We start from the raw sequence: 13,191 nt of genomic DNA, 5'->3' as shown, positions 1-13,191 counted from the left end.
GGAGGAGAGGGCTGTGAGTATTCTGGAAGCCAAGGAGCTTACGATCTCCTATGGAGCAGATCCCATTATTGAAAATTTGAACCTGACCATTCCCAAGGGACAGATTACCGTCCTGATTGGCAGCAACGGCTGTGGCAAATCTACGCTGCTGCGTACGATGGCCCGGTTGCTGAAATCCAGCTCCGGTTCGGTGCTGCTGGATGGCGAAGAGATTGCAAAGCTGCCAACCAAGGAAATTTCAAGACGCATGTCCATCCTGCCACAGGGCCCGACCGCTCCGGAGGGCCTGACGGTGAACCAACTGGTTAAGCAAGGACGTTATCCACATCAAACGTGGCTGAAGCAATGGTCCCGAGAGGATGAGCGTATGGTCAAGCTGGCACTTGAATCCACACATCTGACAGAACTCGCGGATCGACCTGTGGATGCATTGTCCGGTGGACAGCGTCAGCGTGCCTGGATTGCAATGACACTTGCGCAGGGTACTGAAACCTTGCTATTGGATGAACCTACAACCTATCTGGATATGACACATCAGATTGATATCCTCGATCTGTTGTTTGAGTTAAATGAACGAGAAGGACGCACGATTGTTATGGTACTTCATGATCTGAATCTGGCATGTCGTTATGCGCATCACATTGTGGCTGTTCACAACAAGTCCATCTACGCAGAAGGTAAACCGGAAGATATCGTTACACAGGACATGGTCCGGAAGGTTTTCCAGATGGAGTGTGAGATTGCAATCGATCCACTGTTCGGCACACCAACCTGTATCCCGCATGGACGGGGAAGGAAGCTGAATGGAGAACAGCGGTACACGCAGCTGGCTTGACGATCAAAAAGTCGGCTTTCGATTACTTCAATAATGATTCAAAACTCCACATCAACTGCATTGCATGAGCATGCAGATAATAAATTTAGGCAAGCCGTTGGTAAAACCATATCCCAGGCTTGCCCGGTTTGTTGTGCCTATTATTCGATAAAAACATACCTGCATTGACTCAAACCTACACTAAATTCAATCTTATTTTTCCTTAAAAGTTTATTATTGACAATATAGCTCGAATTGCCATAAAATAGATTTTATGTGATATTGATAATCATTATCAATATATAATTACAAAAAAATGATGAATGTATGAGCAATATAAGTTGAATTAATCATTTACATGCAACGGAGAGGGCAGGAAAAACCTGAAAAAGCGAAGCGTTCGCCTTTATCACCGGATTTCCCCTTTGTAAAGGGGTTCAAAAAATCTGGGGATAACAGCGATCGGAAGATGGTTCTGACCGCGCAGTGATTTCGTGTGAAAACTCTATTCAACTTATATAGGAGCGAGTACCTTCATTCGATCGAGGAGGATTTTCAGTGTTTCCGAAAGGGATTCATAATCTGCAAAACCGACTCATTATAAGCAAAGCGAGAGAAATGGGCATCACCTGTGAGCCACTTCTTGAGGGATGCGAAGATTTTCTGAAGCTGTCTGTAGGGGATAAGCAGATCATCATTAATAAAACCAGATCTCATCGTCTGCCGTTAATTGCCGGTTTGCTCGCGAAGAACAAGCAGGCATGTAATATGTTGTTGCATGAACAGGGAATGCCTGTGCCATCATTTATCGTGATCCCGGAGATGGGAAGCGAAGCAGCAGATTTTCTGGAAAGGCATGGCTCTATTGTAGTGAAACCGCTGGATGCGAGCAGCAGCATGGGGGTGACGCTGGATGTGCGTACCCCAGATGAACTGGAGGCAGCCATTCAACTTGCGAGTGTCCATGGCAGCAGCATCATGTTGCAGCAATATGTAACTGGGATCGATTACAGAGTGCTGATCATTAACGGTGAAGTGGTGGCTGTGAACCAGTATCGACCTGTCTATGTCGAGGGAGATGGAACTTCAACCGTTCGGGCATTAATCGAGCAGTTGAATCAGGATCGAATCGAGATGACGCACATAGGAGAGTATGAAGCTTTTCCTCAGGTTGATGCAGAAACGGAACGACTGCTGGAGGTATTGCGTGCACAAGGGACAACTCTGGATGAAGTTCCTGCCATCGGAAAAGAAATCGAGCTATACGATCTCCGCAATTCTGCCGCCGGAAAAATCAGTGAATTCTACAAGGATTGTACCGAAATTATTCATCCCGAAAATGCCCGAATGATCATTCAGGCGGCAAAGACTCTTCAGATCGATGTAGCAGGGGTCGATGTTCGTTGTTGTGATATCCGCACTCCGATCTCCAGAGAACAGGGAGGCATCCTGGAAGTGAACGCCCTGCCAGATCTGACACACCACGTCTTTCCCCATGGTGGAACAACTCGTGATGTGGTTCGGTTGTACCTGGAATACCTGTGCCAGGAACAACTTGAATATAAGACGTATAACAACGTATAGATGACAATGTATAACGGATAACAGATGACGGATACCATCATTTATAGTTCGGACCTTATCAATATTTTGAACCAGTACCATGTCATATGCAAAATGAAGAACAAGAATCACAGGCAGCAGGTTCAGCCTGAATCAATTATAAGGAGCGTTAGAGGGCTATGTCAGTAGAGGTGCAGACGGAATATCTGAAGATGCAAAATGAGAAGGAATCCAATGCAAGATCGTACCCCAGACATTTCCCACTTGTCATTAGCAAGGCACATGGGGTGAAGATTACTGATACGGAAGGCCGTGTATTTTACGACTGTCTGGCGGGTGCAGGAACATTGGCGCTGGGGCATAACCATGACACGGTGGTCAACGCCATTCGCGATGTTCTGGATCAGCAGATTCCGCTTCATACACTGGATTTGGCAACGCCGCTGAAACTTTCATATATGCAAGAACTGTTTTCCATTCTTCCGGCAGAGATGCGAGACAAAGCCAAAATCCAGTTCTGTGGTCCAACCGGAGCGGATGCAGTAGAAGCAGCCATTAAGCTGGTCAAACATGCAACGGGTGGCAAATCGATTCTTGCCTTTCAGGGAGGTTATCACGGTTCAACCCAAGCAACCATGTCGATGAGTGGCAACCTGAGTAAGAAACAACATCTGCAAAGCCTGCTGCCGGATGTGCATTTCCTGCCGTTTCCTTATGAGTACCGCTGCCCATTTGGTGTTGGTGAAGGCATGACGGCCCGATTAAGCGCACAGTATATCGAGAACTTGCTCGATGATTGCGAGAGTGGTATTGCCGCACCATGTGGGGTCATTGTGGAGACGGTACAGGGAGAGGGCGGAGCGATTCCGGCAGATATCGAATGGCTGAGGGAGCTGCGCCGAATTACGGCAGAGCGAAGCATTCCGCTTATTATCGACGAAGTGCAGACAGGCATTGGACGGACAGGACGAATGTTTTCGTTTGAACATGCCGGAATTGTACCCGATGTAATCATCTGCTCCAAAGCAGTTGGCGGAAGTCTGCCCATGTCTGTTGTCATCTACCGGGAAGAGCTGGACCAGTGGCAACCTGGTGCACACACAGGTACGTTCCGTGGCAATCAGCTGGCCATGGCAGCGGGACTTGCGACACTTCGTTATATTCGGGAACAGGATGTTCTACACAACGTACATCTGCGCAGTGAGCAGTTCATGAATCAACTGAATGCATTGAAAGAGCAGTATGCAGAGATTGGTGATGTGCGTGGCAGAGGGTTGATGATTGGTGTTGAGGTGGTTAATCCGGCAGGAAGCAAGGATCGTCTGGGACATTATCTGCCTAATGGTTCGCTGGCTGAGTCTATTCAGCGTGAATGTTTCAAGAATGGATTAATTGTGGAACTGGGCGGGCGTCATTCAGCGGTTGTTCGTTTTCTGCCGCCGCTGAATATTACGGAGCAAGAAACGATTGCAATCCTTGCGATCTTTGAGAAATCGGTAGCTGAAGCGATTGCCTTAGCAACGGCTGCATGTTGAAGCTATCCCTGATGAAAAGGCATGCAGTATTACTCGCGATTCTGATCGGTGCCTTTTCGCTGGTACTGACCAACAGTGCATTTAACCTGCTGCTGCCTTATTTTGTGCAATACTATCAGATCTCTACCACAGCAGGCGGATGGATCATTGCGCTGTACATGCTGGCTATGACGTTAACAATGCCGCTGGCTTCCCTGATCGTGGACCGACTGGGCCGTAAGCAGACGTATATGCTGGGCATCACCATCTATGGACTGTTCTCGGTGGCAGGTGCGTTGTTTTATCACTCCATCGAAGTACTGTTGCTGGTACGTTTCATGCATGGGGTTGCCGCGGGGCTGATGATTCCGTTATCACTTGTGCTGCTGTTTGATGTCTACGGACCGGAGGTAAGGGGACGAATTACCGGAGCGTGGGGCTTGCTGCTTATGCTGGCTCCGGCTGCTGGGCCAACGCTGGGTGGTTTCATCATACAGTATGGACGGCTTGAAATGTTGTTCTGGCTCAATGTGCCACTGGCTATATTCTCGTTGATCGGGTGCGGTCGAGTCATTCAGACCTATATCCCTGCCCGCAGGAAAAAATGGCATCCATCCAGTGTCATGCTGCTAATCTGCTCGGTAAGTGCCCTTAGTCTGGGGGTACAGTTGTACGCAAGTCCTGTCGTGGCAGGATGGGTACCTTGGATATTGATTGCGCTCGGTGTGGTGCTGCTCATTCGTTTTGTCCAGACCGAGAACAGTCGCAAGGAACCGCTGATCCGGTACCAGTTGCTGCGGCGTAATGTCGTCTTTCCGCTGACTGTACTGATCTCGACTATTCAGGATTGTGTCATGTTTGGGGTGATCTTTGCATTGCCACTATTGTTCCAGGACGTTTTCCACCTATCGCCGTCCCTGTCCGGTGCACTGTTCATTCCCTTATCGATCTGTACAAGTCTATTCATGTGGATTGGCGGCAGCTTGCTGGATCGCGGTCGGTCCATGCAATTTATCGCATGGGGGACGTTGCTGGTTTCGATATCGATCTTATCGTTTGCGGTTCTGCCCATGGGAGCATCAATCTGGATCATCGGTATGCTCATGGCGTGCCGTGGAATTGGTGTTGGTCTGTCAGGCATGAGTATCTCTGCGATTGGTCTGCAAGCATTACCGGAAGAAGACATGCACGAAGGGTCGGTGTTATCAACCACGATTGAGCGTCTGGCTTCTTCGTTTGCGGTGATGGGCATGACTCTATATTACGATATGCGTTGGCAATGGCTTGCCGGGGCAGGAACGTCCATGGAGATGGCAAAATGGGGAGCACTCAAAGAGATCTGTATCGGACTTGGCTGCGCCATACTGCTTACACTTCCCCTGGTCTTACTTATAACCCGAAAGAAGGTTGGCATCATTGTTCGAGATGGAAAACAAGCTCAGGTCTGAAGCTGAGCAGCAGGCGCATGAACATTCGTGCAAACTGCTGCTGAACTGTTACATCCGTGAGCTTGCGTTAGAGAAGGAAAGCGATATTCGTATCAATCCGAGTACGCTGACGTACGCTGTTAATTTTCAAGCCAGTAGGGTGAAGGTGACAGGACGCTTGTCTTATTACTCTGCCATGGGGGAGCATGAATACCTCAGCATGGAATCTGGCGGGGAAACAGTGCATTATGGCGACCTGGTTCGTTGGATCACATCTGAGCTAAGCGGGAATGGGGAACAGGGGGCGAGTTCGGATCAACATGGAATGAAGAAAAGTGTGATGGAAATGAAGAGTTCACTTGAGTTGGAGAATGTATATCCATTGGGTGAGAATACGAATCGTGTCGAGGCGGCGTATGCCAGAGATTTTGCACAAAAGGTAGATAACAGTGTGGGCAACCTTACATTGTATATCGAACAAGCAGCCGGTCTCGACATCCACGACTACTGTACATCGGAACAGTCATTGTTGTATGGTCATCCGTTCCATCCGTTCCCGAAGAATTCCAAAGGCTTCAGCAAGCAGGATGTACAGAAGTACAGCCCGGAGTTACGGACATCGTTTCAACTCTGTTATATCGCCGTGAGGCAGGATGTCTACGTGCAGGAATGGGTCGATGACGAGACGGCAATGGATTTGCAAGACTTACTGTGGAGCCATGTGGAGCCTATTTTAAAAGAAAAGAGTGAAATGTATGGGCTGCTGCCTGTCCACCCATGGCAATACGCATACATATCACGATTGTCCGAGGTACAGTCCTATTTTCGAGATGAAAAATTAATCCTACTTGGTAGTGCGGGGCCTACCGTCTATCCAACCTCTTCGGTCCGTACAGTTTATGTTCCCGAATGGAACTGCAATATCAAGCTGTCACTGAATATGCAGATCACCAACATGATTCGCACCAATAGTGCTGAGCAGATGCGCAGAACACTGGATGCCTCCAAGTACGTCAGGCACCATGACTGCTTCGGTGCTGAACCGAACACACATATTGCGTATGAGACAGGTGTAGCCACTTGTGCTTTTGAAGATGAAGAGTTAACCAGTCTGTTTACGATAGCGTATCGACCCATTGAGTTTGATGTTGAGAATACGTATGTCTTATCCAGTCTGGTTGAAGCACCGCTTCCTGGGATGCGCTCTAGGCTGATGACATTACTCGGTGGTGGACGTGACATAGCTGAGCGCTGGCTGGATCGATATCTGCAATGTTCTCTGCTGCCGATTGTACGAGCAGCGGGAGAGAGAGGCATTCACTTTGAAGCCCATTTGCAGAATACCCTTGTGACCTTAAAGGATGGGTTGCCTGTGGAGTTTATCGTCCGCGATCTGGAAGGGGTCAGTGTGGATGAACAACTTATAAGTGAGCAGGATCGTGCTGCGTCGGATTTATTATTTTATTCGCGAGAGAAAGCCTGGGCGCGGACATCGTACTATTTTATCGTCAATCATCTGGGGTCTCTAATTCATGTGATGGCGCGAGATGTGAACGTCCCCGAGGAGCATTTCTGGAAGCAGGTACGTGAGGCCCTTGTGGAGGAACTGGAACGAACTGGCAATGCATATGTGCAACATCTGCTGACAACGGATGCATTTCTGGCCAAACAAAACCTGGTGAGTTGTCTAAGAGGGATCAGCCAGACCCCGGCTTACGTGCCGGTGAGCAATGTAATGAAACGAATAGGGAGTGAAGTGCGTGGGAGTCGTGGGATACAGGGCTGAAGCAGGCGGCAGGACAGAAGCAGTATACGTGGGTGTACAGGAACGGATTATGCGGCAGACGTTGGAGGCGATGTGGTTCGAAGGCATTCTGGACAGTCATGTAAGTGGGAGCGAATGGCGAACCAGCGGCCTTACATCTTCCGGCGATTCTGTGGCGTACACGTGTGAAGCGGAGCGAAAGTTTTCATTTGGCCGGGTGAAGGTGAAGAAGGGTTCGATTCAAAGGGAAGGCGTACCTTGCACCGATCTGGATCTGTTTTTGGAGGAAATTGTGCTAAACGCTTTGAAGGGTGCAAATGTCACGGCTTTTATCCAGGAACTGCTCGAAACGATGGCAAAGGACAGTCAGTGCCAAACTATGTTGCCCTTGAACATTCCGAATGAAGATCGACATTATGATGCGCTCGAAAGTCATATGACTGACGGTCATCTGTACCACCCGAGTTATAAGTCGAGGTTGGGATTTTCTTTGAAAGATAATCTGGCCTATGGCCCTGAATTTAACTCGGAGGTTGCATTAGTCTGGGTTGCTGTGAAAAAAGAATTTGCTCAGACCGCTGTATCCGCAGGGTATAGCTCTGAAAAATTGGTGGGGCAACAACTGTCCGCAGAGGATATGCAGCGATTTGAACAGATCCTGCAACAACAAGGTCGTACGGACCCGGGTGAGAACGTCAACGCATATGCGGCGAGTACAGATCAGTTTGGGAGTAGTGCCGAGGTTGGTGAAAGCGTTGGAGAGACAATCCAAGCGAAGCTTCATGAGGCAGTTCGTGAAAAAGGCGAAACAGTCCGTAGCTCGGGTAGGGAAGACGGCAAGGTTGGTATAGAAATAGCTTCTGACGCAGGTGATCGATATGTATTCATTCCGGTTCATCCATGGCAGTGGGAGCATCAGTTGGAGTCGGTATATGCCCGTCAGCTGATGGATGGGGACATCGTGTACCTCGGCCCATCGTCTTCGCCCTATCGCGCGCAGCAGTCGATCCGTTCACTCTCGAACCGGATGAATCCGGAAGCCCCTTACATCAAACTGGCCCTCAGCATCACCAACACGTCGAGCACACGCATTCTGGCACAGCATACAACCCAGAACGCACCGCTGATCAGCGATTGGTTGGATAAACTCGTTCGTGATGATGAGCTGTTGCAGCAGGCGCAGTTTGGCATTTTAAAAGAAATTATGGGGCTGTCGTTCCGATATGAGCAGTTGCCTGCAACGCAGTATGGACGGGCCTACGGTACACTCGGAGCCATCTGGCGAGAGAATGTATCGGTTCATCTGAAGCAAGGTGAGACGGCGTGGCCGCTGAATGCACTGATGTTGGTGCAGCCGGATGGTGTTCCATTTATTCAGGATGCTGTAGAACGACATGGTGTGGAAAAGTGGAGCGAGGCCCTTGTTCGCACAGTTACCCTGCCGATTATTCATTTGCTCTATGCACACGGGATTGCGCTGGAATCTCATGCTCAAAATATTATTTTGGTACTGGAAGATGATCTGCCGAAACGAATCCTTATCAAGGATCTGCATGATGGTGTTCGCTATGTACCGGATCAACTGTTGCACCCGGAACGGGCACCGAAGCTGAACCCGGAGCCGGAAACCCACCGCAAGTTCAATCGGTATTCATTCATCTATGCCGGAGATGTGTCGGAAGTCCGTGACTATACGTATGACGCATTCTTCTTTATCTGCATGACGGATATTGGGCTGGCTTTGGAGAAGTTTGGTTTGTCAGAGGAAGCGTTCTGGCAGCTGTGCGCAGGTGTAATTGTAGATTATCAGCGAGAGCACCCGGAGTATACGAAACGGTTTGTGGCATTTGACCTTTTTGCCGAAGATGCACTGATCGAAGAGATGACCAAGCGCCGTCTGTATGGGGATGGAGAGTTATATTTCCGCAAAGCGAGCAATCCGCTCAAGATATCAAAGGATGCACTTGAATCAGTAAGAACACCCGAATTAAAGGGAATCGTCGAATGAGGATTAACACGCTGAAGGAAAAAATTGCACGCAAACAGCCTGTCTATGGCCTTTTTGTATCCATACCACACCCGGTCATCATTGAGATGATCGGACATGCGGAATATGATTTTGTCATTATTGACCTGGAACATGCCGCAACATCGATGGAATCGGTGGAAGAGTTGATCAGGGCGGCGGAACTCGTGGGCCTAACCCCGGTGGTTCGAATTTCTAAGGTGGAGCGAGCGGAGATTCTTAAGGTGCTGGACTGCGGCGCACAAGGTATTGTTATTCCGCATGTCGAGCGACTGGAGCAGGTGGAGGAAGCAGTTCGCCACGCCTACTATCATCCGTTTGGCATGCGTAGCTTGAATAGCGGTCGTCCCGGTGTATTCGGAAAATATCCGCTCACGGGATATATCGAGGAAGCGAATGAACAAGTGATGGTTGTACCCATGATCGAAAGTGTGGAGGGCGTTCGGCAAAGTGCACAGATCCTTTCTCATCCTCAGGTGAGTTTTGTATTGGAAGGTGCGGCTGATCTGTCGCAATCTCTCGGTGTGCCATGGCAGACAGAGCACCCGGATGTGAGACGTGTGCTGGATGAATTGCATGCTACTGCGCAACAGTGCGAAGTATCTTATGCAACGGTCATCAGAGGCGTGGAAGACATGTCGCTCTGGGCTGAGCGGGGAGTACATATATACGTGCTGGGTGATGATCGGAATACGGCTTTTCGGGCATATGCTCAGAAACGGAATGACTACAGGAATGCGGGTGGGCAGATATGAAACCTAGTGTATGGCAGGTGATCGATGAACTTCAACGGAGGAATGAAGACCCGGTATGTGCGTATGTCTATGATCTGGCTGGCATTCAGGAACAGGTACGTCAGATGCTGGGCAGCATGCCCGGCAACACACAGTTGTTCTACGCTATTAAGGCAAATCCAGATCCGCGGATTATTGAGGCATTGCTTCCAGTTGTGAAGGGCTTTGAAGTGGCTTCAATTGGAGAGTTGCTCAAGGTTAGAGCTGTAAGCCGTGAGGTTCCGATTCTGTTTGGAGGTCCGGGTAAAAAGGAGAGTGAGCTGCGTCTGGCGATCGAGCATGGCGTGAGCTACATCCATGTGGAGAGTCTGCTGGAGCTGCGGCGGATCATTGCGATTGCGAAAGAGAGGGCGATGGAGCAGGAGCAGGTGCAGGAGAGCAGGCAGAAGCAAGAATGGGAGCAGAACCCGGAGCAGAGATATGCGCAAGAGTATGGCGAGGAACTGATTCAAGAGCAGAAGCAGGATCAAGGACAGAAACGGGGACATGAGCCGAAACAAAAACAACAACAGAAGCAAGCGCAGGAAGTGCGCATTCTTCTCCGGATCAATCTGCGAGGCAGTACGTTACCCCGGACGAAGATTGTTATGGGCGGTGGGCCGAGTCCTTTTGGGATCGATGAAGAGGCAGTGGAAGAAGCCATTGAACTCATTCGTGTGGAAGGCGCGGGTGTGGTTCGGTTAAGCGGATTCCATTTTCACTCCTTGTCCAACAATATGGATGCAAGGCTGCACGCCGAGATGATCGAGTTGTATTTGCAAAAGGTGGAACAGTGGCAGCAGCAGTATGATCTTCCTGTGGAAGTGGTGAATGCAGGAGGTGGGTTCGGTGTTACGTATGATGGCAGCCCCGGATTCGACTGGCCATTGTTCACTTCCCTGCTGGAGCAAAGTGAAGCCAGAGAGCGGCTTGCTTCACACGGAGGTCAGCTGTATTTTGAATCGGGCCGACTGCTGGTGGCAGACCACGGGTATTACGCAGCAGAAGTTACGGATATCAAAACCTCTCATGATCAGTATTTTGCCGTGTTAAGGGGAGGTACGCACCACAATCGTCTGCCTGCTTCATGGGGGCATAACCAACCGTTTCAGATTATGGAGACGGACCGTTGGAAGTATTCATTTGCCCGTCCAGAGGTAAGAGATCGTCGAGTCCATATCGTAGGTGAGCTATGCACACCCAAGGATCGCATGCATTCCGATGCGGAGGTAGCACTGCTGCGCGTGGGAGATATTGTTTTGTTTGAAAAGTCTGGGGCTTATTGCTGGACCATCTCGCATCATGATTTTCTGGGGCATCCGCACCCGGCATTCCATTATCTAACGGAGGACAATAATCATGTCAACACTGATGAAGCGTTCCAGTCTGCAAGCCGCTGAACGCCGGATTATGGCGGATCTGATGAATTCATTTTTGTCGGAGCAATTACTCCCACTGGAGGATAACCCATTCATTGATTTTGCCGAAGCACCTGCACCGTTCCGTCGATTGTACAAGGGATATGACAGCGAAGAGACCAATCAGAATGTAGCGTCTCGCTATAGATTGCACACTCAAGGTGTACTGTGTCTGGTTGAGACAGGAGTGAGACAGGGGACTCAATGGGTTCAGGGTTCACCAATCTACGAGGAGAAAGCAGATGGAAGCTGGGTTCTACTTGATTCTCCGGCAGAGGTTGGACGTGCAGTGTTGCAGAGGGCTTTGTCAGATGAAGCCTATGCACAACCCGGAGTGGCGGAATTCCTGGTTAGTCTGGACATTGCTGTGGAGCAGTTTGCTTTGGGCTGGGAACAAGTCCAGTATCTGTCCGCCAACGTTCCGGCATCTGCTTATGAATGGTTTATCAAAGGTGAACGTGTTGCTGCATTGCGGGATCGTCCATTTCACCCATCATCCAAAGCCAAAGTGGGATTTAATGCAGAAGATGTCACACGGTATGCAGCGGAATTCGGGAAGGCGATTTCGCTACGCTGGGTGGCTATACGGCTGGATGCTGTGCAGCAAGGTTTCGAAGATGGACTGTCCATTTTGGACATGTTAGACGATGTTCAGCGCGGAGTGGTGGAAGCCGAGTTTGCCCGAAAAGGGATCACGTTGGATGAATATCTGCCCATGCCTGTTCATCCGTGGCAATTGGAACATGTGATACTGCCTCGCTTCACGGGGGAGATCGAAGAGGGCAGCATTGTCGTATTGGACATAGAAGTGGGCGACGTACAGGCCACATCCTCTCTGCGCTCGATGGCTCCGTCAACTGAATCCACCCTAATGCTCAAGCTACCGGTTAGTGTGCTGTCTCTTGGGGCTGCTCGTTATCTTCCGGTAGTCAAACTGTTGAATGGTCTTGCCGGAGAACGGATGTTAAGACAGGCCGTTGCCTGTGACGAGACGTTGAAGGACAAGGTGTATATGTGCGAAGAGCAGAACTGGTGGGGCTTGATGCCAGAATCCATGGGACTGTTCGATGATCATCCCCGGCATCTGGCTGCACAGATTCGTGTATATCCCGCTGAATTGCTTAATGAAGCCTACAAAGTAATCCCAATGGCCGCACTGGGTGTGAATCTGGAAGGGCATCATCTATTAACCGAGATTCTGGGGGGTAACCTGAGCAGCGCGGATGTCCTAGACTTTTATACGAGTATAGCTACTACGTTTTATGATATCGTGATGCGTCTGTTCAAGGTGGGCGTTGTACCCGAGATTCATGGTCAGAACTGCTGTCTGGTGTTGAAGGATAATGAGGTAAAAGGTCTCTTGTTCCGCGATCATGATTCCGTGCGTCTGCATCAGCCTTATCTGGACAAACATGGCATTGCAGACCCTGCCTATCATATTCGCCCAGGCTACTCGAACAGCCTGTATAATGAGACGGTTCAGAAGCTGATCTTCTATGTGCAGTCTTTGGGGACGCAGGTGAATCTGGCTGCGATCATGGGGGCACTCAGCGAGGTGTATCACATCCCGGAAACGAAGTTATGGGAGATCACCGAGCAGGCTTGGAAGGAAGCGCTGCAACAAGTGCAGCTTCCCGAATCCGACCGGGCCGCGCTCGCTCATGCGATATTCGAGAGTAAGGAGTGGCCCGTGAAGTTAGTTGTCCGTCCGCTGCTTGAAGCGGATGGGGTGCCTGGTGCGATGCCATCGGGCAAAGGCAAAGGGTGGAACCCTTTTTACAAGGGATAGAGGTTAGGTGAGTTTAAAGATGTATAAAACATATTCAAAGAAGAGGTGACTTGAGATAATTCAAGTCACCTTTTAGATTTGCTTAACAATAATCTTGCAGTT

The 13,191-nt window shown here is 49.7% G+C and carries 9 protein-coding genes; all 9 read left to right on the top strand.

Annotated elements, in window-relative coordinates; all coding sequences use genetic code 11:
* Window positions 1–13: 13 nt before the first annotated feature.
* Window positions 14–835, top strand: coding sequence for an ABC transporter ATP-binding protein (locus MKX68_RS06140; RefSeq protein WP_340019347.1), 822 nt, complete (start codon window positions 14–16; stop codon window positions 833–835).
* Window positions 836–1,372: 537 nt separating this feature from the next.
* A complete protein-coding gene (locus tag MKX68_RS06135; RefSeq protein ID WP_340910017.1) occupies window positions 1,373–2,398 on the top strand; it encodes a hypothetical protein in 1,026 nt (341 codons plus the stop codon).
* A gap of 158 nt (window positions 2,399–2,556) precedes the next feature.
* Complete coding sequence (locus tag MKX68_RS06130; RefSeq protein ID WP_340910013.1) at window positions 2,557–3,912, top strand: diaminobutyrate--2-oxoglutarate transaminase; 1,356 nt, start codon at window positions 2,557–2,559, stop codon at window positions 3,910–3,912.
* Entirely contained in the window at window positions 3,906–5,339 is a 1,434-nt protein-coding gene (locus MKX68_RS06125) for an MFS transporter (protein WP_340910010.1), read from the top strand. Before MKX68_RS06130 ends, MKX68_RS06125 begins: the two co-directional genes overlap by 7 nt.
* The gene (locus MKX68_RS06120; protein WP_340910008.1) at window positions 5,317–7,104 is read left to right on the top strand and encodes an IucA/IucC family protein; all 1,788 of its coding nucleotides are present in this window, start codon (window positions 5,317–5,319) and stop codon (window positions 7,102–7,104) included. The genes MKX68_RS06125 and MKX68_RS06120 overlap by 23 nt, the downstream gene beginning before the upstream one ends.
* On the top strand, window positions 7,079–9,091 hold the full coding sequence (locus tag MKX68_RS06115) for an IucA/IucC family protein (protein ID WP_340910005.1): 2,013 nt from the start codon (window positions 7,079–7,081) through the stop codon (window positions 9,089–9,091). The genes MKX68_RS06120 and MKX68_RS06115 overlap by 26 nt, the downstream gene beginning before the upstream one ends.
* Complete coding sequence (locus MKX68_RS06110) at window positions 9,088–9,864, top strand: HpcH/HpaI aldolase family protein (RefSeq protein WP_340910003.1); 777 nt, start codon at window positions 9,088–9,090, stop codon at window positions 9,862–9,864. The genes MKX68_RS06115 and MKX68_RS06110 overlap by 4 nt, the downstream gene beginning before the upstream one ends.
* Window positions 9,861–11,282, top strand: a complete 1,422-nt coding sequence (locus MKX68_RS06105; protein ID WP_340910001.1) for a type III PLP-dependent enzyme — start codon at window positions 9,861–9,863, stop codon at window positions 11,280–11,282. The genes MKX68_RS06110 and MKX68_RS06105 overlap by 4 nt, the downstream gene beginning before the upstream one ends.
* The gene (locus MKX68_RS06100; RefSeq protein ID WP_340909999.1) at window positions 11,242–13,089 is read left to right on the top strand and encodes an IucA/IucC family protein; all 1,848 of its coding nucleotides are present in this window, start codon (window positions 11,242–11,244) and stop codon (window positions 13,087–13,089) included. Before MKX68_RS06105 ends, MKX68_RS06100 begins: the two co-directional genes overlap by 41 nt.
* Window positions 13,090–13,191 lie beyond the last annotated feature (102 nt).

The organism is Paenibacillus sp. FSL M8-0212, assembly GCF_038004645.1.
Classification (GTDB): domain Bacteria; phylum Bacillota; class Bacilli; order Paenibacillales; family Paenibacillaceae; genus Paenibacillus.
The sequence above is the reverse complement of the archived record's forward strand: the minus strand, read 5'-3'. Positions and strand labels throughout refer to the sequence as shown.

What these genes read in the sequence shown, in the direction of transcription:
- MKX68_RS06120 (WP_340910008.1), top strand. Translation starts at nt 5,317, where the DNA reads ATGGAAAACAAGCTCAGGTCTGAAGCTGAGCAGCAGGCGCATGAACAT.
- MKX68_RS06130 (WP_340910013.1), top strand. Translation starts at nt 2,557, where the DNA reads ATGTCAGTAGAGGTGCAGACGGAATATCTGAAGATGCAAAATGAGAAG.
- MKX68_RS06100 (WP_340909999.1), top strand. Translation starts at nt 11,242, where the DNA reads ATGTCAACACTGATGAAGCGTTCCAGTCTGCAAGCCGCTGAACGCCGG.
- MKX68_RS06110 (WP_340910003.1), top strand. Translation starts at nt 9,088, where the DNA reads ATGAGGATTAACACGCTGAAGGAAAAAATTGCACGCAAACAGCCTGTC.
- MKX68_RS06125 (WP_340910010.1), top strand. Translation starts at nt 3,906, where the DNA reads ATGTTGAAGCTATCCCTGATGAAAAGGCATGCAGTATTACTCGCGATT.
- MKX68_RS06105 (WP_340910001.1), top strand. Translation starts at nt 9,861, where the DNA reads ATGAAACCTAGTGTATGGCAGGTGATCGATGAACTTCAACGGAGGAAT.